The sequence below is a fragment of the Chryseobacterium sp. CG10_8 genome (assembly GCF_058117085.1).
In genome coordinates, this window is the sequence record NZ_JBYVEB010000023.1 from 1 (window position 1) to 23359 (window position 23359).

General features: G+C 35.5%; 21 protein-coding genes. 9 read left to right on the top strand and 12 right to left on the bottom strand.

Going from position 1 to position 23359, the window contains the following annotated elements:
• Window positions 1-121: 121 nt before the first annotated feature.
• Window positions 122-892: a nucleoside triphosphate pyrophosphohydrolase gene (mazG, locus tag AC4AGG_RS05825; protein WP_489771052.1), complete on the bottom strand. Its 771-nt coding sequence runs from the start codon at window positions 890-892 to the stop codon at window positions 122-124.
• Between the two features lie 117 nt (window positions 893-1009).
• A complete protein-coding gene (gene ribB, locus AC4AGG_RS05830; protein WP_489771053.1) occupies window positions 1010-2131 on the bottom strand; it encodes a 3,4-dihydroxy-2-butanone-4-phosphate synthase in 1122 nt (373 codons plus the stop codon).
• A gap of 92 nt (window positions 2132-2223) precedes the next feature.
• On the opposite strand from ribB, the gene AC4AGG_RS05835 reads away from it, so the two are divergent.
• The gene (locus tag AC4AGG_RS05835) at window positions 2224-2778 is read left to right on the top strand and encodes a hypothetical protein (RefSeq protein WP_489771054.1); all 555 of its coding nucleotides are present in this window, start codon (window positions 2224-2226) and stop codon (window positions 2776-2778) included.
• A gap of 292 nt (window positions 2779-3070) precedes the next feature.
• On the opposite strand, the gene AC4AGG_RS05840 is transcribed toward AC4AGG_RS05835, so the two are convergent.
• A complete protein-coding gene (locus tag AC4AGG_RS05840) occupies window positions 3071-4063 on the bottom strand; it encodes an LLM class flavin-dependent oxidoreductase (protein WP_489771055.1) in 993 nt (330 codons plus the stop codon).
• The gene (locus AC4AGG_RS05845; RefSeq protein WP_489771056.1) at window positions 4050-6185 is read right to left on the bottom strand and encodes a helix-turn-helix domain-containing protein; all 2136 of its coding nucleotides are present in this window, start codon (window positions 6183-6185) and stop codon (window positions 4050-4052) included. Before AC4AGG_RS05845 ends, AC4AGG_RS05840 begins: the two co-directional genes overlap by 14 nt.
• A 76-nt stretch (window positions 6186-6261) precedes the next feature.
• On the opposite strand from AC4AGG_RS05845, the gene AC4AGG_RS05850 reads away from it, so the two are divergent.
• The gene (locus tag AC4AGG_RS05850; protein WP_489771057.1) at window positions 6262-6717 is read left to right on the top strand and encodes a hypothetical protein; all 456 of its coding nucleotides are present in this window, start codon (window positions 6262-6264) and stop codon (window positions 6715-6717) included.
• Here AC4AGG_RS05850 and AC4AGG_RS05855 read toward each other — a convergent pair.
• The 3 genes from AC4AGG_RS05855 to AC4AGG_RS05865 all read right to left on the bottom strand — a co-directional run bounded on the left by AC4AGG_RS05855 (window position 6711) and on the right by AC4AGG_RS05865 (window position 10280).
• Window positions 6711-7253, bottom strand: a complete 543-nt coding sequence (locus AC4AGG_RS05855; RefSeq protein ID WP_489771058.1) for a GNAT family N-acetyltransferase — start codon at window positions 7251-7253, stop codon at window positions 6711-6713. The two genes, AC4AGG_RS05850 and AC4AGG_RS05855, sit on opposite strands and share 7 nt — an antisense overlap.
• 17 nt (window positions 7254-7270) lie before the next feature.
• Window positions 7271-9676: a carboxypeptidase-like regulatory domain-containing protein gene (locus AC4AGG_RS05860; protein WP_489771059.1), complete on the bottom strand. Its 2406-nt coding sequence runs from the start codon at window positions 9674-9676 to the stop codon at window positions 7271-7273.
• A gap of 88 nt (window positions 9677-9764) precedes the next feature.
• Entirely contained in the window at window positions 9765-10280 is a 516-nt protein-coding gene (locus AC4AGG_RS05865) for a gamma carbonic anhydrase family protein (RefSeq protein WP_489771060.1), read from the bottom strand.
• A gap of 176 nt (window positions 10281-10456) precedes the next feature.
• Here AC4AGG_RS05865 and AC4AGG_RS05870 point away from each other — a divergent pair, with 176 nt between their 5' ends.
• The 5 genes from AC4AGG_RS05870 to AC4AGG_RS05890 all read left to right on the top strand — a co-directional run bounded on the left by AC4AGG_RS05870 (window position 10457) and on the right by AC4AGG_RS05890 (window position 14596).
• A complete protein-coding gene (locus AC4AGG_RS05870; RefSeq protein ID WP_489771061.1) occupies window positions 10457-11335 on the top strand; it encodes a NifU family protein in 879 nt (292 codons plus the stop codon).
• 122 nt (window positions 11336-11457) lie between these two features.
• Entirely contained in the window at window positions 11458-12504 is a 1047-nt protein-coding gene (gene hemH, locus AC4AGG_RS05875) for a ferrochelatase (protein WP_489771087.1), read from the top strand.
• Window positions 12505-12708: 204 nt separating this feature from the next.
• Window positions 12709-14058 carry a T9SS type A sorting domain-containing protein gene (locus tag AC4AGG_RS05880; protein ID WP_489771062.1) on the top strand — a complete coding sequence of 450 codons (1350 nt, stop codon included), beginning with the start codon at window positions 12709-12711 and terminating at the stop codon, window positions 14056-14058.
• A 157-nt stretch (window positions 14059-14215) separates the two neighbouring features.
• Entirely contained in the window at window positions 14216-14356 is a 141-nt protein-coding gene (locus AC4AGG_RS05885; RefSeq protein ID WP_489771063.1) for a hypothetical protein, read from the top strand.
• 9 nt (window positions 14357-14365) lie between these two features.
• A complete protein-coding gene (locus AC4AGG_RS05890) occupies window positions 14366-14596 on the top strand; it encodes a hypothetical protein (protein ID WP_489771064.1) in 231 nt (76 codons plus the stop codon).
• A 4-nt stretch (window positions 14597-14600) separates the two neighbouring features.
• Here AC4AGG_RS05890 and AC4AGG_RS05895 read toward each other — a convergent pair whose 3' ends face one another.
• A complete protein-coding gene (locus AC4AGG_RS05895; RefSeq protein WP_489771065.1) occupies window positions 14601-15812 on the bottom strand; it encodes a type IX secretion system plug protein in 1212 nt (403 codons plus the stop codon).
• Window positions 15813-15908: 96 nt separating this feature from the next.
• On the opposite strand from AC4AGG_RS05895, the gene AC4AGG_RS05900 reads away from it, so the two are divergent.
• Window positions 15909-16547 (top strand): MBL fold metallo-hydrolase, encoded by a 639-nt coding sequence (locus AC4AGG_RS05900; RefSeq protein ID WP_489771066.1) that lies wholly within the window; start codon window positions 15909-15911, stop codon window positions 16545-16547.
• Window positions 16548-16636: 89 nt separating this feature from the next.
• Here the strand turns inward: AC4AGG_RS05900 and AC4AGG_RS05905 are convergent, their stop codons facing one another.
• From AC4AGG_RS05905 to AC4AGG_RS05915, 3 genes are read right to left on the bottom strand one after another with little or no spacing between them, the layout of a single operon-like run.
• The gene (locus AC4AGG_RS05905) at window positions 16637-19033 is read right to left on the bottom strand and encodes a TonB-dependent receptor (RefSeq protein WP_489771067.1); all 2397 of its coding nucleotides are present in this window, start codon (window positions 19031-19033) and stop codon (window positions 16637-16639) included.
• 11 nt (window positions 19034-19044) lie between these two features.
• Entirely contained in the window at window positions 19045-20532 is a 1488-nt protein-coding gene (gene treF / locus AC4AGG_RS05910; RefSeq protein WP_489771068.1) for an alpha,alpha-trehalase TreF, read from the bottom strand.
• Window positions 20533-20534: 2 nt separating this feature from the next.
• Window positions 20535-21767 (bottom strand): MFS transporter, encoded by a 1233-nt coding sequence (locus tag AC4AGG_RS05915; RefSeq protein ID WP_489771069.1) that lies wholly within the window; start codon window positions 21765-21767, stop codon window positions 20535-20537.
• 120 nt (window positions 21768-21887) lie between these two features.
• Here AC4AGG_RS05915 and AC4AGG_RS05920 point away from each other — a divergent pair, with 120 nt between their 5' ends.
• Window positions 21888-22751, top strand: coding sequence for an AraC family transcriptional regulator (locus AC4AGG_RS05920; RefSeq protein ID WP_489771070.1), 864 nt, complete (start codon window positions 21888-21890; stop codon window positions 22749-22751).
• A 1-nt stretch (window position 22752) separates the two neighbouring features.
• Here the strand turns inward: AC4AGG_RS05920 and AC4AGG_RS05925 are convergent, their stop codons facing one another.
• Window positions 22753-23310, bottom strand: coding sequence for a thioredoxin family protein (locus tag AC4AGG_RS05925; RefSeq protein WP_489771071.1), 558 nt, complete (start codon window positions 23308-23310; stop codon window positions 22753-22755).
• Window positions 23311-23359 lie beyond the last annotated feature (49 nt).

A 23359-nucleotide genomic window follows, 5' to 3' on the forward strand; every position in this document is an offset into this window, starting at 1 on the left:
TTAAATAAACGAGTGGTTTTGAATATTTAGATATAATAACCGATATTTCATTCATTAATCATCCCTCGTCAATCATCAATCATCAATCATCAATCATTATTCATCATTCACCCTTCATTAATCACTTCTCGCTCTTCTTCGCTTCTTCCCAAAGTTCATCCATTTGTTCCAGCGAAAGGTCAGAAAGAATTAGATTCTTTTCGTGGGCTAAACCTTCCATTTTTTGAAAACGAGAAATAAATTTATTATTGGTTTTTTCTAAAGCCGAATCAGGATTAATATCAGAAATCCTTGCGTAATTGACCAATGAAAAGAAGACGTCACCTAATTCTTTTTCCTTTCTTTCCGGATCAGTTTCTGCATGAAATTCGTCCAACTCCTCTTCCACTTTTTTCCAAGCGTCTTCCGTATTATGGAATTCAAAACCAATTCCCTTCACCTTTTCCTGAATTCGATAAGCCTTGACAAGACTCGGAGTTCCTTTGGAAACGCCTGAAAGCACGGACTTGTTTCCTTCTTTTAATTTTAGTTTTTCCCAATTCTGCTTAACTTCTTCCTCGTCTTTTACCTCAACATCACCATAAATATGTGGATGTCTAAAAATTAGCTTTTCATTCAATGATTTTATAACATCAGCAATATCAAAAGCGCCCTTTTCCGAACCAATTTTTGCATAAAAAACCAAATGCAACAAAACATCACCTAATTCCTTTTTGATTTCGTCCAAATCCTCTTCCAACAATGCGTCAGAAAGCTCATAAACTTCCTCTAATGTTAGGTGTCTCAAAGTCTGCAAAGTTTGCTTTTTGTCCCAAGGACATTGCTCTCGCAAATCGTCCATGATATCAAGAAGTTGAGAAAAGGCTTCTAATTTTTGTTCTTTGGTGTTCATTATTTTTAGATCGTCTTTGCGAGGATTGCAATGAAATGAAATGACAAAGCAATCTGTTCTCCATCTTGGAATTGCTCCGTTCCTCGCAATGACAGGTTTTATAAATTTAATTCAAACTTAGAGCTGAACCATCTCAGTCACTTCTACATCGTAACCACCAACCTGCGGTCTGATGTTCGGATTTTGAGTAATCACTCTAAAATTATTGATTCCTAAATTTTTGAGAATTTGGGTTCCAATTCCATAATCACGGAAGTTAGAAGCCAAGGTTGGTCGCTCTGCCGCTCCATCTTGGAAATCTAAAAACTGTTGTAACTTTCTCAAAGTATTTTCGTTATTGGAAACGTTATTAATAAAAATAAGGGCTCCTTTTCCCGCCTCATTAATCATCTGCGTTACTCTTTCCAATTGTGGCTTCTCACCAGAATTCAATCGGCTCAAAACATCGAAATATGCATTACTCGCCTGAACTCGCACTAAAACAGGTTCATTCTCTACCCAACTTCCTTTGGTCAAAGCAAAATGGATTTGGTCTGTGCTGGTTTCTTTAAAAGCATAAAAATCGAATTCTCCATAAAAAGTTTTCACTTTTCGCTCTTCAATTCTCTCGATTAGATCACCTTTCTTCAATTGATAATGAATAAGGTCTTCGATGGAAACAATCTTCAAATCTAGCTTTTTGGCCAGCTCCATCAATTGGGGAAGTCTTGCCATGGTTCCGTCTTCGTTCATGATTTCACAAATCACGCCTCCTTCTTTAAGACCTGCTAATTTGGTCAAATCAATAGCTGCTTCAGTATGTCCTGCTCTTTTTAGAACTCCACCTTTCCTCGCACGAAGTGGAAAAATATGCCCTGGACGCATGAAGTCGGTCGGTTTGGTTTTTTCATCCATTAACGCCAAAATCGTTTTGGAACGATCACTTGCAGAAATCCCCGTCGAAACCCCATCTCCAAGCAAATCTACAGAAACAGTAAAGGCAGTTTCCTTAGGATCGCTGCTTCTGGTCACCATAATATCAAGACCCAACTCATCACAACGTTTTTCAGGAAGTGGTGTACAAATCAAACCTCTTCCGTGGATGGTCATAAAATTGATGATTTCTGGTGTAGTCAATTCCGCAGCTGACAAAAAATCACCCTCATTTTCACGGTTTTCATCATCAACAACGATGATTATTTTACCATTTTTCAGGTCTTCGATAGCTTCAGGAATGGTATTAAGATGTATATCGGACATTTCTAATATTGATTTTGGCAAAGATACATTTTTCGGAAGGGAAATTAAAAATTTAACGTAATTTTGAAAACTCAAATTAACGCCCACAATTAATGGTTTTCACAACATACGCATTATCCAAAAAGTCTCCATTCGGTTTTTCAAAAATATTGAATTTGCTCATCATCCTTAATGCAGTACTGCTCATTACCATGTACATTGTGGCACTTTTTCCACAGTTTTTTCGTTACAAAGACAAAATTTTGGAGTCCACTTTCGGAGTTATTATCAGCCTTATCTCATTATTTTTAGTAAGAGTTTTACATTATATTTTCTTTAAATCTAAAAAGAAAAAACCAGTCGGAACTCTTAATCTAACCGCTGAAACTATTGAACTTAACGACCAAAAAATGAACATCTCCGAAGTTAAACATTTGCGTTTTGTCGGTAACGATGTTTTGGGAGACTTTCGAGGTTTCGCATCCAAAGGAACTGAGAATCAAGTTTTTATTGAACTCAATTCTGGCGAAAAATTCACTTCTTATTTTCTTCAAACTCAGGAAATCAATTTGAAAGCCGAAAAAGACCTTCTGGAACATTATCAAAAATTAGGTATTCTTAGTGAAGCTAATTTCGAGAACATCATGAATAATACGAATTATTATTAGTGAGGGGTGATAGATCATGGATGATAGATGATAGATGATGGATCAAGGTAAAATCAGTGAAGAGGAGCGCGTTTTTTTTCAAAAAAACATTAAATTAGCTCTAAATTCAGAAAAAAAATAGTCTTCACCCTAAAACTAAATATCATGACCGAATTTATAGCCACTTTTAATTCAGGTTTATTTTTGATCCAAACGATTAGTTTGGTTTTATTGGGAGCAGTAATCTACTTCTTGTATCGTCTATTGAAAAGAATTAAATAAAATCTTTTTCTAGAAAACCTATTTTTTCTAATTATCCACCAACCGCTTTCCTAAAAATTTCGTAGGATTTTTTTCTTGCTTCGTGGTCATAGATGTGAGATGTAATCATCAGCTCATCAACTTCAAATTTTTCTTGAAACTCCGATATTTTCGATTGAATTGTATCTAAATCACCAACCAAACTGTACTTCAGTTTTTGCAAAACAATCGCCTTTTCCATCGGTGACCAAATATCGTCCATATCCTTGACTGGAGGTGAAAATGGCCTTCGCTCATTTCTAATAATATTAAGAAATCCTCGATATAAAGTATTAATCTGCAACAACGCCTCTTCATTGGTTTCTGCTGCAACTCCATTAACACAAGCAATAATATAAGGTTTCGAAAGACTTGCACTTTCCTTAAAATTATCCCTATAAATCTGAAAAGCAATTTCCATTTGTTCTGGAGCAAAATGGCCAGCAAAAGCATAAGGCAATCCTAATTTTGATGCCAACCAAGCGCTGTCAGTACTTGAGCCCAAAATGTAAAGCGGAACATTATTACCTTCTCCGGGAATTGCACGAACTGGACTTTGTGCATTTTCAAGCGAAAAATATTTTTGTAATTCGGCAATCTGTCGCGGAAAGCCTTCGTTGATATTCATAGGATTTCGTCCAAGTGCTTTCGCTGTCAAAGAATCTGTCCCTGGAGCTCGACCAAGTCCCAAATCAATTCGGTTAGGAAAGAGCGTTTCTAAAGTTCCGAATTGTTCTGCAACTACCAAAGAACTGTGATTAGGCAACATAATTCCGCCTGCTCCCACTCGAATTTTTTGAGTTCCGTTAGCAATAAATCCTATCAAAACAGAAGTCGCCGAACTTGCAATACTCTCCATGTTGTGATGTTCTGCGAGCCAAAATCTTTTGTATCCAAGATTTTCCACAGTGCGCGCCAAATCAAGACTATCTTGAAAGGTCTTATTAATACTTTTTCCCTCTTTGACAATCGCCAAGTCAAGAACTGATAATTCAAGATTTTTCATTCTTTTCCTTTAAATAGGTGTAATGATTGAGCAGCAAACGGATTTCGTGAAATTCAAAATCTTTGGGAAGTGCATTTTTCCAATCATTAAGTCCTTCATATTTTTCTTCATTTTTGAATTCTTGTTCGAAGGCCTTAATCTTCTCTTTAGCCACAATCCTCGTAATATCCAAAACTCCCTGCGAAGCAAATTTACCCAAATGTCCATAAATGGTCTCCACGACCAATCCCCGTTCTTTAGCAATTTCTGGAACAGTCTTTCCGTTTTCGAAGAGTTGAAAGGTCAAAATATGACTTGGTACTTTCGCAATCTGAGTCGAAATTACTTTTTTGTTTTCTTGTTCAAAAAGCGGAACATCCAGTAACTTGATATTTTGCAAATCCTTCAAATAATCTTCTAAATCATCGAGCACCACTCTCGTACTTTCGTTGAAGGCCTTCAGTCCTTTGACTCCTTTGGTCTCGGAATACACTTCCTTGAAAGGTTCGAAAATTTTCTCGTTGACCTGTCCAAAAAAGAAATTAATAGCTCCTTTGCCTTTATCTTCAATGGACTTCCATTCTTCATTTTGATGAACAAATTTCTGAGTCATGGAAAGAAGAACTTTTTCGAATTTTTCAAAAATTTTATTCAAATTTTCGCCTTCTTTTTTAGTCCCAAGGTAAGCTGAATTAATTTTTTGTTGGTCTACTTTCTTAAAAATGGATACCTCTCGATTCCATTTTTCGTTCTCCATGATTATCCAACGACAATCAATCTTTAGCAACAATTTTTTGATCGCATAATCATATTTTTCCGCATGAAGAATCTCCTCCATTCTCTCATTGGCATTAGTGGCTTCCTGAAAATGTTCGACTCGATGGTCGCTAAAAATAATCTCGGGAGTAATTTTGGATTTCAGAACAATTCCTTCCAAAGTACGACAACGCGAAAGCGCAACATAGACTTGTCCAGAAGCAAATGACTTGCCCGCATCAATAATCAAACGGTCAAAAGTCAAACCTTGAGATTTGTGAATAGTGACCGCCCATGCCAACCGAATGGGATACTGTTGAAATCCTCCAATAACTTCTTCTTCAATATTTTTGTCCGCGGTTAGATTGTATCTTTTCTGCTCCCAGGTTTCCTTTTTTAATTTATAATCCTCTGATTCACCTTCAATATTGACCCAAATTTCGTCTTCATCAAGATGAACAACTTCAGCTAATTTTCCATTAAAATACTTTCGTTCTCCACTGGCGTCATTTCGGATAAACATGATCTGCGCTCCGACTCGAAGTTCCAAAACTTCTTCATTCGGAAACTGATTTTCTTTAAACTCTCCAGAAACACTGGCTTTGTAGAAATAAGAATTACCTGGCAATTCACTCAATTTCGTCTGATTGATTTCGTCTGCCATTCGGTTATGCGAAGTCAAATAGACGTAAGATTCTTCTTCAGGTTCGAAACTTGGATTATATCTTTCGTTGAGTTTTTCAAAGTCAATTTCATCCCTTTCTCCACTTCTGATCGCATTAAGAATTTCCAAAAACCCTTCATCCGTCTGTCGATAGACTTGGGTCAATTCGATGGTCACCAAAGGAAGTTCTTTGAGCGCAAAACTATCAAAAAAGAAAGGTGACGCGTACAACATTCTTAAGACACTTTCATCTCTAACAACGGGCGGAAGCTGATATAAGTCACCTATAAATAACATCTGGACACCACCAAATTTTTGTTGATTTCTCCTGACAAAACGCAAAGAAAAATCCATCATATCCAGAACATCAGCTCTTAACATCGACACCTCATCAATAATGATAATCTCTATCTCTCGAAGTAATTTTTGTTTGTCTTTTCGGTATTTGAAATGCTGCATTAGGTCAGCGATATTCATAGCAAGATTACCATCAATCCTATCAGTAGTAGGCAAAAAACTTCTCAAAGGAAACCCAAACATCGAATGTATGGTAACTCCACCCGCATTAATCGCGGCGATTCCTGTTGGTGCAACAACAATATGTTTTTTTTGAGTTTTTTTTACAAACTCGTTAAGAAAGGTCGTTTTCCCTGTCCCTGCCTTTCCAGTAAGGAAAATGCTTCGGCTGGTAAATTCTACGAGTTCGAAAAGAGTGGAATTCATTATTCAAAAATAAAGAAAAAATCAATAACCTTCCGAAAAGGCAGAATTTTTGATAGCTTTGTTAAAAAAATATTTGATGAATAAATGCGTCCTCCTAACTCTCGCTTTTATCTTATTATTTTCTTGTAAAAACCAAAATGTAATCGACCCATCGACATTACCTCAAGATGTTGCCATCAAGCCCAAGTATTCTGGCCAAAGAGATACCGACGGTAAGATTCTACAAGACCTTTATGCTGATATAGAGAGACTTACCAATGAGTCTCCTTGTTATAACATCGAAAAATGGAAAGTGTCGCCTCTTGGTTCCAAGCCTTGTGGTGGACCAGAAAAATATATTGCTTACCCCATCAAAATTGAAGATAGTATTGCTCCAAAAATTGCTGAATTTACAGAGCGGCAAAGGGAATTCAACACCAAATACGAAGTCACCTCGGATTGCAACCTTGTCACCGAACCAACCGAAATCCGTTGCGAAAACAACAAAGCAATATTATTTTATCCAAGACCTGAAAGCGAAAAACCTCAATAATTTTCTTTGAGAATTGCAAACCTCACCAAATCATGCCTTTTCTCTTGCTTGACTATTTCTTGCTTGAGATGACCTTCGAATTGCATTCCGCACTTTTCCAAAATTTTACCAGAAGCTGGATTGTGCGTAAAATAAGAGGCGTAGATTTTATAGAGATTTAGTTCTTCAAAACCAAATTTTAAAATAGCTTTTGCTGCTTCCGTCGCAATTCCTTTATTCCAATAATCTTGTGCTATCCAATAACCGAGTTCGGCTTTTAGGTGAGCTGAAACCAAATGCAAACCTATTCCGCCAATAAGTTTTTGATTTTCCTTATCTCGAATTCCGAAAATATAAGCATCTCCATTTTTGAATCCGTCATCAATCATTTTCAGCCAAAATTTTCCATCTTCTTCTGAGTAAGGATAAGGCATACTCAATGTGTTTTCGGAAAAAGCCGAAGTCTGATTAAGATGGTAAATTATATCCACCAAATCATCTTCAGATGGACGATTGAGTATCAATCTTTCGGTTTCTAATGTAGGGAATTCTAACATGATTGTGTGTTTTTTTTTTAAAAAGAGCAAGTCTCAAATTTGTAATTAGGTGAGGATAAAAAGAAATTATTCTTTTCCCAAAAATCCGATTTTGTTTCTATTTGATAATCTTCTTTCAAATTTATCAATGGACGTATAATCTCTTTTATATTTTTTGACTCAATATCTTCGGACATCATTACAAAATCTTGATATGTTGCAACAGTTTTGGTTTCCGATAAAATATGATTGGTTTTATTGGTCTCCTGATAAAAGTTGAGATAATATTTGCCACCTACTTTTTTATACGTTTCTATAATTTTATGGAAAACCTGATTAGGATATTTAGAATTTTTATATTGGTTTTTCTCTCTGGTTACACAATGTTCATAACGCAATACCGCAAATGTTTCCTTATCAATATAGATACTCCCTGCTGAACTAATCGGCGCAGGATAACCATATCCAGTGGAATAAGCGCCTGGAGAAGTGTTCGTAAAATCGATTTTGTACACTTTTCTTCCTTCGTATTCTAAAATCTCTTTTTGATTCAGTTCATAGGCAGATGTCCTATACAAAACATTAGCTTCACTCAATATAACATCTCGGTTGAGATGAGTCCATAGACTTCCTATTCCGCTCCATTTTTCCGATTTTGAATTCTGGGATTGGCCTTTGTATTGTAAAATTTCCCCACCTATTCCTCTTTCTACATTAACAGAACTATTCATTCCTTTTTTACTATAGAGTGAAATTAATGCCTCCTCATTATAAACCAAACTGTCTTTTGCATTATAAGTCTTTTCAGATACATAAAAATTTTGATTAAACGGTTGTTGAATATAATTATTCTGAACACTTTCTTTCGCTCTTTTCAATATTTCTTTGGCTGTCAAACTTGCTTTGGCTTTAACAATTACTTCTTCAATTTGAGTTGTTTTTTCTATAGATGGGTGTAGAAAAAAACGCTGATTAGATTTAACATCATTTAATTTAATCGAATCACTATCAAATCCAATCGCCGAGATAATGAGATAATCATTGGCATCATTGCTTTTACTGATACTAAATTGACCTTCGCTGTTTGCAACAACACTCTTATTGGCTGTACTGTAATAAATATTGGCGTACGCAATCGGCTTATTAGACTTTTTATTCAGTACTTCTCCTGTAATTTTATTAGCAAATTCAGTTTTACTTTCAGACGAAGTCGTTTTAGAATAAGTTATCCTTTTTGGGACATACATATTCGGAATATAATAGATGCCATCATAAACAGATTTCCAATTAAGTAATAGTGGCAAATAACCTAAATTAGAAGAATAAAACACCCTTTTTTCATAGTTATCTAAAACAACAAGGGTGTTGCCAGAATTTCTTTCAAATAAATCCTTTTCGATGCTGTTATTGGGTGGTAAAAGAATAGGCATTTCTTTCCCATGAGTTCCTGAATAATTCCCTGAATACGCTGTAAATCCGATACTAAATAACTTGTCTTTGTAATAGTTCTTCAAGATAGCTCCCATTGTTTTGGCATTTTTCAGCTCCGAAATCTGTGAAATTTTGTTTTCGAAAGTATCTTCTTGATGTCCAACAATTTCTCCTTCCTTTTGATACATTTTTGTAGCGTAATCTCTGGAAACTTCATTTAATTCAAAGGAACTTAAATCATTTGCAATGTGGTAATTCGCAAACCATCCCATCATTTTTTCATTTGGAAACTGTTGTTGCAAAAAAATAAAATTTTCAGCCATCTGAGCATCTCTTGGATTCTGTACAATAATTTTTTCTCCTCTAAGTTCTTTTAAAGCGCAATCAACGTCAACCATTCTGCTACGAAAAGCTTGTTCCAAAATTTTTGTTTTAAAATCTTTGTCTTTAATGCTTGCAAAGGCAGATTGAAAACGCGTGTACAATTTATAAAGCGCTTCGGTCTCTTGATTATTTTTAGCATAACTTTCTAAATCAAGATAGACAAGTGTTTTTTCTACGGTCTGATACTCAACTTCCGAGAAGGTAATATTCTTTTGACTGAATAGATTTTTGACATCTTTCAAATAATATTGTTGAAAAAGGTTTCCTTCCTGATAATCAACTCCAAGAATCACCATTTTGGGATTCTTTTCAGCATAATCAAGTAAATCCTGAAACATTTGTGTATCGGACCAAATTCCAAAAACACTTCTATAATATTCCTCAAGACTATGGTTAGTCTGATAAAATTCGTAAGCCTTGTAATTGTCATAAAGTCCCGCTTCGAAAACCAGAATATTATAACCTTCCTTTTCATGAAGATTTTTTATTATTTTCAGTTTTTCATCGAAAATGGCACCATCGCCATGTGTAGGTTCTCCCAGTAAGACAATACGTTTGTCCCTCAAACTTTCGTATTGTCCAAATAGAAAATTGCTAATGACAAGAAATATCAATAGGGCTTTTTTCATCTCTTTATGTTTTTTTTGAAAGGCAATTTTATCTCTTGAAAGAATTTAACTCAATCAGAGAACTGTTAAAGTAAACTTTTATTGAAAATCAATCCTTATACCAACTCGAATATTTCACATAATTATTGGCGATTCTGTTGACTTCGCCTTCTAAAAGCTCTGCAGAAATATCTTTTATTTTTTTGGCTGGAATTCCGCCCCAAACTTCACCTGATTTAATATACGTTCCCTGCGTCACCACAGAACCAGCACCAACAATAGAGTTGCTTTCCACCACGCAATCGTCCATCACGATGGCACCCATTCCTATCAAAACGTTATCTTGAAGCGTACAACCATGCACAATCGCATTATGACCAATGGAAACATTGTTTCCAATATTTAAAGGAAATTTTTCGTAAGTACAGTGCAACATAGCGTTGTCTTGCACATTGACTTTGTCTCCCATTTTGATGAAGTGAACATCGCCTCTTATCACTGCATTATACCAAATGCTGCATTGCTTTCCCATCACCACGTCTCCAATAATAGTTGCCGTTTCTGCGATAAAAGTATCTTCTCCAATTTGTGGGGCCTTCCCTAAAAGTTCTCTAATGATTGCCATAATTATTTAGTTTACCAATTTAAAAGTGTATCAATCGACCAATTCTATTTTACCTTAATTGCTACACTGGTACATTGTTATATTGTTACATTTGAAAAATAGACAAAATCTAATTTCTAAATTCTATCTTCTAACATCTAATGTGTACTTTTGCACTACTCAAATTTACTTAAAAAATGCGACAAATCACTATAGAAACTACAGCCAATCCTAAGGTTATGAAATTTGTAGCCGACTATAACCTGATTCCAGGTTCGTTGGAATTGGACAGAACTTCGGATATTTCGGAGATTCCTTTAGCTGGAGAACTTTTCAATTATCCTTTCGTTGATAAGATTTTTATTACTGCGAATTTTGTTGCGGTAGCCAAACAAGATACTGTTGAATGGGATGTGGTTGCAGAAAGTTTGAAAAACGTTATCGAAGACCAACTTTTGGAAAATCCAAGAATTTATAAGCAAACCAAACGTGAGTTGTTCCCGATTTATGCGGAAATGACCCCAAATCCTGCGGTAATGAAATTCGTTTCTCAGCGTTTTATCGTAGAGGGCTTTATTGAAGTTAAATCGAGAGAAGAAGCTGATGATGTTCCTTTGGCAAAGGCACTTTATGATGAATTCAAATTTGTGAAAGAAATTTTTATTTCTGATAATTTCGTGGCAGTTACCAAAGATGATTCTGTTCAGTGGCATGAAGTGATGGTTGCTGTTAGAAGTTTTATCGCTGAATTTCTACAAGCCGGAAACAAAGTTTCTAATATCGCTCCTCAAACCCATGAAAATCCTGTAGAGAAAATTCTTAACAGAGATTATACCGAAGACGAGCAAAAGATTTCTGATATTTTGACTGAATATGTTGCTCCCGCTGTTGAAAACGATGGTGGAAAAATTTCGCTTTTGGAATACGATAAGGAGAGCAAAACCGCGAAAATGCTTTTACAAGGTGCATGTTCTGGATGTCCAAGTTCTACAGCGACTTTAAAGGGCGGAATTGAAAATATTTTGAAACAATTCGTTCCTGATTTAGTAGAAAAAGTAGAAGCTGTGAATGGGTAATACGTTTCTGGTTGCGAGTTTCGAGTTTCGAGACTCGTGATACAAAAGAATCTTTTTTGTTTAAAATTATTAAAATTTGACCTTTGAACGCAAAACAAAATTCAAACATAGAACCTCATAACTTGAAACTCGAAACTCGAAACTCGAAAAAAGGAATCCTCCTCGTCAACCTCGGTTCTCCGAAATCGACCAAAGTAGAGGATGTTAAAGAATACCTTGATGAATTCCTTATGGACGAAAAAGTCATAGATTATCGTTGGTTTTTTCGTGCTCTTTTGGTTCGTGGGATTATTTTGAAAACACGTCCGGCAAAATCTGCAGAAGCTTATAAAACCGTTTGGACCGATGAAGGTTCGCCTTTGATTGTGATTACTCAGAAAATTCAGAAAAAATTGCAAAAATTGGTGGATGTTCCTGTTGAAATCGGGATGCGTTACGCAGAACCGTCTATTGAAACAGGTATAAGAAAACTAACCGAACAAGGAGTTACCGAAATTGTTTTGTTTCCGCTTTATCCGCAATATGCGATGAGTACAACAGAAACGGTAGTTGAAAAAGCTGAGGGAGTTCGTAAAAAGCATTTCCCTAATGTTAAAATTAACTACGTTCAGCCGTTTTACAACAGAGATATTTACATTAACTGTTTAGCAGATAGCATTCAGGAGAAATTGCCTGAAAATTTTGATGCGTTGCAGTTTTCATATCACGGAGTCCCAGAGCGTCACATCTATAAAACCGACCCAACAAAAACTTGTAATCTGAATGATTGTTGCTCTCGTGAAAGCAATCCAAGTCATCAGTTTTGTTACCGTCATCAATGTTTCAAAACGACAGAATCAGTTATTCAAAAACTGAATCTTCCTAAAGAAAAGACTTTGGTTACTTTCCAATCACGTTTAGGAAAAGACAAATGGATTGAGCCTTACACCGACGAAACTTTAGAAAATCTTCCGAAAAAAGGTGTGAAAAATTTAGCTATTGTTTGTCCCGCTTTTGTCTCAGATTGTTTGGAAACTTTAGAGGAAATTTCGGTCGAAGGAAAAGAAGAATTTCTACATGCAGGAGGAGAAAATTTTCACTACATCCCATGTTTGAACGATGAAGACCGTTGGATTGAAGTCGTGAAAACCCTTTGCGAAGAGCGATTGAATGATTTTTATTTGGTGTAGAAAACTCAACAACTCAACTTTACTTTAAATCAATATTATACGGAATAAAAAAATATAATATCAATAATTTTCACACTAAATTTTTCATTATTCCATTTAAAATTAGCTAAATATTTCTTATTTTTGATAAATTTTTCTGATTTTTTTTCAAAATGAAGATTTTCATTTTGAAAAAAGGTTTCAAAATTATTAAAAAAACATAAAATGAAAAAAAAGCTATTATTAGGATTCTTATTTGCAATCCAGTGTTGTTATGCACAAATTATTTCCAAAGACCAGTCCTTTGCTTCGGGAGGCATCCATACCATTGGAAGTGGTAACATGGATGAATTCCCTCGAATGGTTCAAAATCCGGATGGAACTATATGTTTTACTTATAGCATGTGGAACAATTGGACTTCTTACATTTCCAAACTCAATATTGATGGAACTTTGGACACTTCTTTTGGCACCAATGGAAAAACTCAATTACCAAATTTTGTTAGTGACAGCCACCTCACAAAGCAGCCTGACGGAAAACTACTATTAATTCTTTCGAATTCAACTATTTTTAGAATCCTTCCTAACGGACAATTTGATAGTACCTTTGGTACAAATGGTATTTCTTCAGTAATACCAACTATTGGGATGGACACAAATGGCGGCTCCGTTGGAATTATCCTTCAAAATCAAAAAATAATTGTTCATTGTATTGACGAGAATAATCAACATAAAATTTATCGATTAAATACTGATGGAAGTATTGACAGTACTTTTGGAACTAATGGTTCGATTACTACTTTAGGAACATGGTCTAATGGTACATCTACCTTTGTTGACAACCAAAATAATATAGTTTGTGGGCACTATAATGGGATTATGCAAAAATTCAGTTCAGAAGGTCAACCGTTGACAACCTTTGGAAATAATGGTAATTTACAAACAGTTTATAATGCAGGAGGCATTATGGATAGTAGTAATTATATTGTAAAATCAAACTTGGATGGACAGTTAAACAGATTTAATCAGGATGGTAGTTTGGATAATTCTTTTAATTTCAATCCTTCAACGTATCTTCCCTTTCCTATTTGGATTTTAAGTATAATTGAAAAAAATGGCTACTATTATATTGGTGGTGCAAAGGAAGTTAATAATGACATTAAGTTTTTTATCACGAGATTAAATCAGAGCGGCGCAATAGATTCGACTTTCTCTTATTATGTAGAGACTCTTCCTACCTTAAGTTGGATTAGTGATATGATTATCTCCAATAATAGCATATTTGCAAATGGGAATGGATATATAGTGAAATATTTGTTAAATAGTAGTTCTCTTTCGACTTCTGAAGTCAATCAAACAAATGTTGATATTACATTTGAGAATCCTATGAAACAATTTTTGACATTTAAAACAAATCAAAAAATAAATAAATTTGAAATCTACTCTTTGGATGGAAAACTTTCAAAAACTATACAATCAAATTTAGATATTTCCGCCCTTAATAAGGGCACCTACTTTGTAAAAGTTTTGTTTGAAAATGGAACAATAACAACTAAAAAACTTATTAAAGAGTAATCTAAAATATTGTACAAAAATCTACATGTATCCAAATCATGTAGATTTTTTTATAATCATAGAAAATGCGCTAAAGTCCCAAAAGAAAGTAAGAGATTATTTTCATAAAAACTTCTGCAACTTTTGTGACTTTTGCAGTTAAAAAAAATTGAATTATATGCATTTCCGTTACGCAAGACATACTCAGAAATTAGAATCGTTGATTTATTTTTATACAGCGGTTTTGGATTTTCAAATTTTAGGAAAATTCGAAAACCATAATGGTTATGATGGAGTTTTCTTAGGAAAGGAAGGTTAAGATTGGCATTTGGAGTTTACTCAAACTGATGAAGCTCCGAATCATCAAACCGATGAAGATGATATTTTGGTATTCTATTCTGAAACTCAGGAAGAGTATGACAAAATTTTAGAAAATCTGAAAAAATTTGAAGTCCCAATTTTAGAACCTAAAAATCCTTATTGGAATGAAAACGGCATTTGTTTTGAAGATTGTGACCTCTACAAAATCGTGGTTTCTCCTTTGAAAATCAAAAACTAAATTTCTACTGAACTGGAGTTCGAAATTCTCCATATCCTAACAACCCGTCGTAACTTCTTCCAAACGGACGGTAGTATAAAAAGGCTTGATAAAGATTTTCTGTTTGCCAGAAATTTCCATTAATTTCACCAAAATTCAAGCTGCCGTCAGAATTTTTCGTGGCTAAAATATAATTATAGAAACCTTGTTTCAGGTAAATTTTAGCAATATACATCCCTTTCGCTTCATCATATTGCATTTGGCTTTCTTTGCTTGGAACAAAGTTATTAAAGCTTCCCAAGACATAGAGTTCCTTATCCATCGGGTGTGACTCCAAGCTAAAATACACCCACGCGTAATCCCCTTCTGTATCAGCGTCTCGCTCTTGCCCTAAATCATTTCGTCTAAAATAAAAAGCGCCATTAACATCAGGTTGATATTGATAAGTGGTTGGAGAAGTCCAAACGGGATGAAGATAATTATGATTTTGACCATCAATGATTTCTCCTCCAGCAACCATATCAAAAGGACGGTTCATATTTTTGTTATCAAAATAATAGAATTCGTTATTCCCGGGAAAAACCAAACTCATTTGTTGAAAAAGCACTCTATTTCCTAAGCTTGACGTTGCTCTTTGGTTATAAACTCCAGTACTCCAATTGTTATTTTGTACGACATTAAGTGTCATCGAATTAAGATTAGAAACCAAACTCTGAGCCTCGGAAACCGCCTGTACTTCTACCCTTTGGTTGATTTGCGGATTTCTTGCTTCAGAAATTCTGGTAATCTGCAGCGCCAAACTTGCTCCATCTTCCACCACACAAAATCTTCGTGTAAAAAGCGGCTCGTCTGCAGAATCGAGGTACACCACCAATTCGAAATTTCCTGAAATTTTAGGTTGAATTCTTTCATTCGGGAACACCAATTCGTAATGCGTATATTTCTGTAAAGTATTGAAAGAATATTCGAACCTATCAATTAATCCGTTCAGACCTCCATTGGCAAATTCGGTAAAAAAAAGTCCATCATCTTTCCAGTTACGGTCGTAATGTTTTAGGGTATATCGATAAATAGTGCTTCTATTGGACAAGTCATCGAACCTCAACACCAATTGTTCATCGATGCCAATCACTGGCGTTTCGTCGTTGGTTTGCGGATTAAACAACTGAATTCCTGCTATCTTCTGTCCGAAAACAGAGGTGACTATAAGAAGAAAAAACAAATTCAATATTTTCATAATGACGAAGATAACGAATTTTGAGCCAAAATAAATCTGGTTGGCTAAAGCTTTTGTTAACCTCTATAATTTCAATAAAAAACTTAATTTTGTGAAATGTTACAGATTAAATCATTTGCCTTCAATCCTTTTTCGGAAAACACGTATGTGGTGTATAACGAACATCAAAATGCTTTTATTATTGACCCAGGAAATATTCAAAGTTTTGAAACTGAGGCTTTAGAAAACTTCATTTCAGAAAATCAGCTCAAAGTTCAAAAAATAATCCTCACGCATGCTCATATTGACCATGTAATGGGTCTTCAGTGGGCGCATGACACCTATAAAGTTCCTGTTTTGATGCATGAAATCGAAAAGGAAATTCTTGATCGAAATCCTTTCACTGCAAAACAATTCGGCTTTTTCATGAAACCTTTTGATGGGGAAGTTCAGTTCATCAATGAAGGAGAAACTTTAAAGTTGGACGAAGACGAATTCAAAATTTATCACGTTCCAGGTCATTCGCCAGGACACGTTGCATACCATAACGAGAAACAGAAATTTATTATTTCCGGTGATGTTTTGTTCGAAGGTAGTATCGGAAGAACCGACTTATACAAGGGAGATTACAACCAATTACTGGATAGCATCAGAACCAAATTATTCACGCTTGATTCCGAAACCAAAGTCTATTCAGGGCATGGAAATCCAACTAACATAGGTTTTGAAAAGCAGTACAATCCTTTTTTTCAATAAAATCTTAATGACAAATAAGGGCATAAAAAAGCGGCGGCAATAAATTGCCGCCGCTTCCGTCAATAAAATATATACTAAATGGTTTTGTTCTAAAAATCAATAGTGATTGAAGCTCTCGCTGCTGCTCCTACAATAGATCTTCCGAATACCACATCACCATTTTGCACATTACTCCAGCTTCCATCACCTTCTGTAAGTCCAATCGTGTTGAAAATATTGGTTGCATCCACCGCAAATCGGATATTATTGACTTTGTAAGAAAGTCCTGCATCCCAAGTATTAAATGCTGCCAAAACAAAAGTATTAGCTTCGTCATTATACTTCTTGCCAAAGTAAGACCACTTCACAAAAGCATTAAGTTTCGGAGTAATATCATAATCTGGTCTAATGATGAAGTAGAATTTCGGAATTCTTCTTGCTACATTTCCATCGTAATTGAAATCAGTTCCTTTGAAATCACTGTATTTAGGATTTTGGATTGTTGCATTAACACTAAAGTGAAATTTGTTAAATTTTCCAATCGTCTCCAATTCAAGCCCTGTGTTTTTAACGTGAGCAAATTTACCTTCAGAAACCCCTCCCGCAACAATATCTTGATAAGGAATATTTTCTAACTTCATGTGGAACAAACTCGCAAATAATGCTACATTACGTGTAATTTGACCATTAAATCCAAGCTCGCTTTGATTGATAGTAGTCACCTTCAAATCATCAATTGTTCCTTTACCAGCTGCATCATAGAAGGATTCTTCAATTGGAGCTCGGAAACCATGACTCTGACGGAAATAGGTCGCAAATCGACTTGAAATTTTATAATTAAGGGCAACAGTATAACTTAATTCGTTAACATCATAGTCCCAATAAGTATATGGATTCCCTTGGATGGTTGTCACTGCATCATCTGCTGTGCTATTAGACAACATTACTAAATTTTGAGAACCAAAACTCGCATTATCTCTATAACCCTTGTAACGGTCTGCGTCATAACGCAATCCTACATTCGCATTGAATTTGTCATTTATCTTGATATCAGCGTTTGCAAACAGAGCATTAACACTTCCTGTAAGTCCTGACTGTCTTTCTAACCAAGTGATTTGAGAAATACCGTTGTAAGTATAGTTCATTCCACTGTTAGTATCCTGAAGATTAACCAATCTTGGACTATCATTAGCCGTAACCAAGAAGCTGTTCCAGTTCCAGTATTGGTCGGTATTCCAATTGGAGTAATAATATCCAACATTTAATTTTACTGGGTCAAGCTTGATATTGAAACTCAAATTATTCGCAAAATTTTGCATTTGTTTGTTGATGTACCACAAGTCGGCTCTTTTCAGCTTTACTGAGGATTCTAACTGTGCTCCGCCACTCACATAAGTAAATAGATAGTCAGAAACACCTACACCAGTAGCATAATCAGCTTGAGAAACAATCGTTCCCATCCAAGCCGGAGCAAAAATAGCGTTGTAATTTTCGTTGATATTTGTGAATTTAAAGTTATTATTTACCGTTACTTTGTCCGATAAGTCATACTTAAATTCAGCACCAATTGCATCAGAAACAGGATGAACTCCATCTCTCAAATCTGTCTCAAAAAATCCACCTCCATACTGAGGAACACGGATATTAGCCATTTCGCGAGAACCGAAAGTTCCGTAATGCGCATCAAAGCCTGGATAAGCCTTCACTTTGTCCCCATCTTTGATAAAAGGTGTTACTTGATAGAAGATGTTGCGGTCATCCAAATGTTTGTAATAGACTCTTGCAAAACCTCGATCTAACTTGTAGGTCAAGTTCAATTTGATTTGTCCTCCTTTGTTAGCGGTGTAACCAGGATTTCGGACACCATTGTCCAATCGGTAAAAACCACCTGCGTTGAAGAACAATTTGTCCTGGATTAAAGCACCTCCTACATTGAAGTCGGTACGAAATAATCCGTAAGTCCCCGTTGATAATTTGAAGGTTCCCTTCAAATCGTTTTGTCCAGTTTGCGACATGAAATTAACAATTCCTCCAGGAGCACCAGAAGCAAAAACTGCTGCGGAACCTCCCCTTACTGCCTCAACGTTTTTAAGCGTTAGGTCAATTCGTTGAAAATTGTCAATGTTAGCGAATTGTAAAGCTCCATCTTCAAAGATTGGAAGCCCATCCTCCTGAATCTGAACGTACTCATACGCTCCTGCAGAAGGAATCCCTCTCGCGAACAAGTTGTTACCTACTTCTCCACCCGATGTCTCTGCAACAAATCCTGGAACATACTGCAAAATGTCAGCGGTACTTTGCGGTGCTCTTTCTTGGATTTCTGCTGCTTTCAAAGTGGTAATCGCAACCGCAGACTCTAACCTTTTTTTAGGATTAGCTCTTCCGGTAATAACCACCCTTTCGATTTCTGCCACTTTCGTGGAGTCTTTAGTAACCTCTTGTGCATAAGCATTCTGAAAATACAACGTCGCGACTCCCATGAAAAGAATAAATGATTTTTTCTTCATTTTGATTTAGTTTAAAGTTGTTGTCTTAGTTTCATAAATACCCCGTTTGTCCAACCAAAACCGTCCTGATTTGGATATTCTCCTCCTCCAGCTTTGGTGTCGGGATCAGCAGCGTTGTATTTCTCCATTAATTTTAGTGTTTTTTTATATACTTTTTCGACCGTAGAACACCAAGCGTCCTTGATGCCTCCAGCGAGTTCAGCCAAATTATAGTTAGTCATTGCAACATAGCCAATCCATTGATAAGGAGCCCAAGCATTGGGATAATCCCATTGTTGTCCCGATTGTTTTGTAGTAGTTACCAACCCACCTTTTTTTAAGAAAAGTGCTTCAATATTCTGAGCAACTTTCTCTGCTTGAGACTTTGTTGAAAGCCCAAAAAACAGAGGGTAAAGCGTTGCAATATGCTCGGAAGTAGTTGTTTTATCTTTTTTGAAATTATAATCTCGGTATAGACCTTTCGCCTCATCCCAAAAATACTTTTCGATATTACGCATTCTATGCTCTGATAATTTCGAAAATTCATCTTCCATCTCAGTATCTTGAAGAAGTTTCGCTGTTTTTGCAATCGTACTTTCGAGGTGCCAAAGGAGACAGTTCAAATCAATTTGAGCCAAATCCAAGGTTTGGATAGTAGACATATTTTCTTGGTCAGCAAACCATCTGCTGGAAAAATCCCAACCAGACTCACAAGCAGCCCTTACGTTTCGGTAAAACTCTTCATTATTGGCTTTTTGAAAATCTTCTACATCCATAATGTAACTTTCTGGTCGAGGTAGATTTTCATTATCATAGTATCGATTGAGGACATCTCCATTTTGAGTTTTTAACACTCTTTTGTAAGCAGTCCCATTCTCCAATTTTTCTACTCCATCCATCCAAAAGCGATATTCATTCTTCAAGGTTTCGAAATTGTTGATATAGATATTTTCATCCTTGGTAGTTTCGTAATACAAGTCCAACATCAGCGAAAAATAAGGAGGTTGGGAACGTGTCAAAAAGTATGTCCTATTTCCGTTGGGAACAAAACCATAATTGTCAATCAAAAATTTGCAATTATTGATAATGTTCATCATCATTTGGATTCTGCCCGAAACTTGTAAACCAAGCATAACAAAATAGCTATCCCAATAGAAAAATTCATTAAACCTTCCACCAGGTACGATGTAAGATTGAGGTAATTTCAGCAACGTTCCCGCATTCTCCTCAGCTTCTCTTTGGAGAACATCCCAAAGATGTTCGATATGTTGTTCTATAGAAGTTGGCTGACCTTCTTCTACATAATTGCTCACTTTGTTTTTCCATGCAAACTTTCCAAGAACAAATCGCTTCAAATCAAAATCCGCATGGTCCTTTTCCGCGTTGTACTCTACATTAATTTCATCTATAGGATACAATGGAACTGCATCTGCCATTGTTTTCTGGTCTTCAAAAATCTCCGCTTTCTGAACTGCTTCAAATAAGGGATAAATGTCTTCTAAAAAAAGCTGATTGTCCATGATTAAGATATTTTTGAGTTAGAGATTTGTTTGTGTAAGGCTATTGATGAAATCAACATCAATGTTAATGGAATCAAAGAAAAATAAAATGCTTGCTGACCACTAAATTCTTGAAATACAAATCCTGTCAACATAGAGCCCAAAGTACCTCCTATTGCCGAAAACACAACAATTAGTCCCGACATTGAGCTTTGCAAATATTTTGGAATCGAAGCCAAAATAACCGAATTAATACTTGGATAAATTGGTGCTAAGAAAATACACATGAGTGGGAAAAGATACACTACCAAAGGGGCATTAAACCATGTCGTATTCTCACTAATTTCCACATTTTGAGTAAGAGGCAAAACCAAAAGAATACTAACCGCAAAACCGATGATACAGAAAGTGATAATGTATATCCAACTGATTTTTTTGGCGATTGCTCCTGATAAAAATCTACCTAATGCAAACATTCCCGCCAAAATTGCTCCTGCTTGTACCGCCATTGTTGTTGGCAACTTTAGTATCTGCTTGTAAAAAGTAGGAGTCCACGTTTGGAAACTTTGCTCTACTAAAACGAAAAGAAATGCGCACAATAAGAACAACAGAACTTTCTTCAAGCTAAAAAGATTTGCACTATTTCGTAAATCATCCAATAAAGAGGAGTTCTCCTGCTTTGCGTCATGTTCATCCAATTTGGAAAAAAGTAAAAATAAAAACGAACAAGCAGACAAGATTCCTAAAAACCGATAGGCTACAAGCCATGAAGTGGATTGAGGATGATCGTTATCGATAAACATACTAAAGAAAACATTTCCAGCCAAAACACCTACCATGAAAAATCCTTCTAAAAATCCCATTAGACTGGAGTGTTCCTTTTGATTATTGGTTACCAAACCAATGGTTGTAAAAACAGAAATCTTTATCAGCGCAAAAGAAATTCCCACAATAGTGAAAAGTATCTTGAAGTACCAGAATGCATTAGCATAAGGCATGATAAAGCACATTACAGTGACCGCAGCCAAACCAATAAGCATAGACCTTTTAATTCCAATTTTGGGTAAAAAAGAAGCTAAAAGAAATGAACAAAACGCAATAGGCAAATCCTTGAATCCCTCCAAATACCTCGCTTCATCGATTGGAGTGTTGAAATTTTGTTGAACTTGCAGAATGACAGTTCCAACTGAATTTAATAGAATCGCAAATACAAAGTAGTTGAGAAAAAGGACGATTTTGATATTAAGATTTTTCATAACCTTTTATTATGACGCAAAAGTAGAAGCGTTTTGTTAATAATTATTTAACATAGTAAATCAAATATTGAACTATATTAATATATTTATTAAATTTACTACCAATTAATGCTTAATTGAATGAAAGTCACTTTTGAAAGAGTCATTCCTGACGCAGGAAGTTCATTTAGAATCATCAATATTAATGAGCCAACCGAAAATCTCAGATGGGAGTATCATTATCACCCAGAAGTTGAATTAGTGTGCGTCGTAAGCGGTGGTGGAACTCGACATGTTGGCTATCACAAAAGTGATTTCATCAATGGAGACTTGGTATTGATAGGATCTAACATTCCACATTCAGGGTTTGGACTGAACTCAAGCGACCCACACGAGGAAATTGTTATTCAGTTCAAAGAGGAAATTTTCACGTTTCCAGAACAAGAAACGGAAGGCCTTGCCATTAAGGAATTATTAGAAACCGCAAAATATGGCATCTGCTTTTCTGAAGAAACCAAAGCCCAAATTTTGCCAAAGCTTCGGGAAATCATAGGACGAAAAGGTTACTACCGCTATATTGTCCTGCTTCAGATTCTTCTTGAGCTGGCAAGAACGAAAGATTATACTTTATTAAATAATGATGTGATGCCACACTCCATCATTTCCAAAAATAAAACGAGACTGCAAAATATCTTCACCTATGTTGAGAAAAACTATGACCAAGATATTGATATCCAAACAGCAGCTAATCTGGCAAACTTAACTTTGCCAGCATTTTGTAATTTCTTCAAAAAAACCACTCAAATTACCTTTTCCGAATTTGTCAACCGGTATAGAATTAGTAAAGCTTGCCTCTTTATTTCGCAGGACAAATCCATCGCAGAATGCGGTTACATTTGCGGCTTCAATAATATAACGTACTTTAACCGTACATTCAAGAAATATACGGGCAAGACGCCTTCAGAATTCAAAAAAGAATATTACGAAAAGAATGCCGTGATATAGCTTATTTCCACTTGATATTGCAACCCATGCTCGGTTTTTGCAATTCTTCTTGTGGTTCTCCAGCTAATAGATTTTCGAAAGCAATAATTAAATCTTCACCTGTAATTTCTTTAGAATTTCCAGGGCGAGAATCATCCATTTGCCCTCTGTAAATCAAATCCAATTTGTCATCGAAGAAAAAGAAATCAGGTGTACACGCAGCATCATAAGCTTTGGCAATCGCTTGAGATTCATCAAACAAATAAGGAAAATCAAATTTTCTTTCAATTTGAAATTCAATCATTTTTTCTGGAGAATCTGCCGGATATTTTTCGATATCATTAGCATTAATAGCGATAAACTCAATCCCTTGCTCTTGATAATCTTCGTGTAATTCCGTCAATTTGTCAATCACATGAAGAACAAAAGGGCAATGATTACACATAAAAAACACCAATGTTCCTTTTTCTCCTTTCAAGTCTTCTAATGACTCCAATTGATTAGACTTAGACGGATTAGGAAGTTCAAAAAAGGGAGCCTTTGTTCCCAAAGCAAGCATATTAGAAGGGGTATTAGCCATGATTTATTTTAATTTAAAAATGTACTAAGTGTACCAATTTACCAATGAA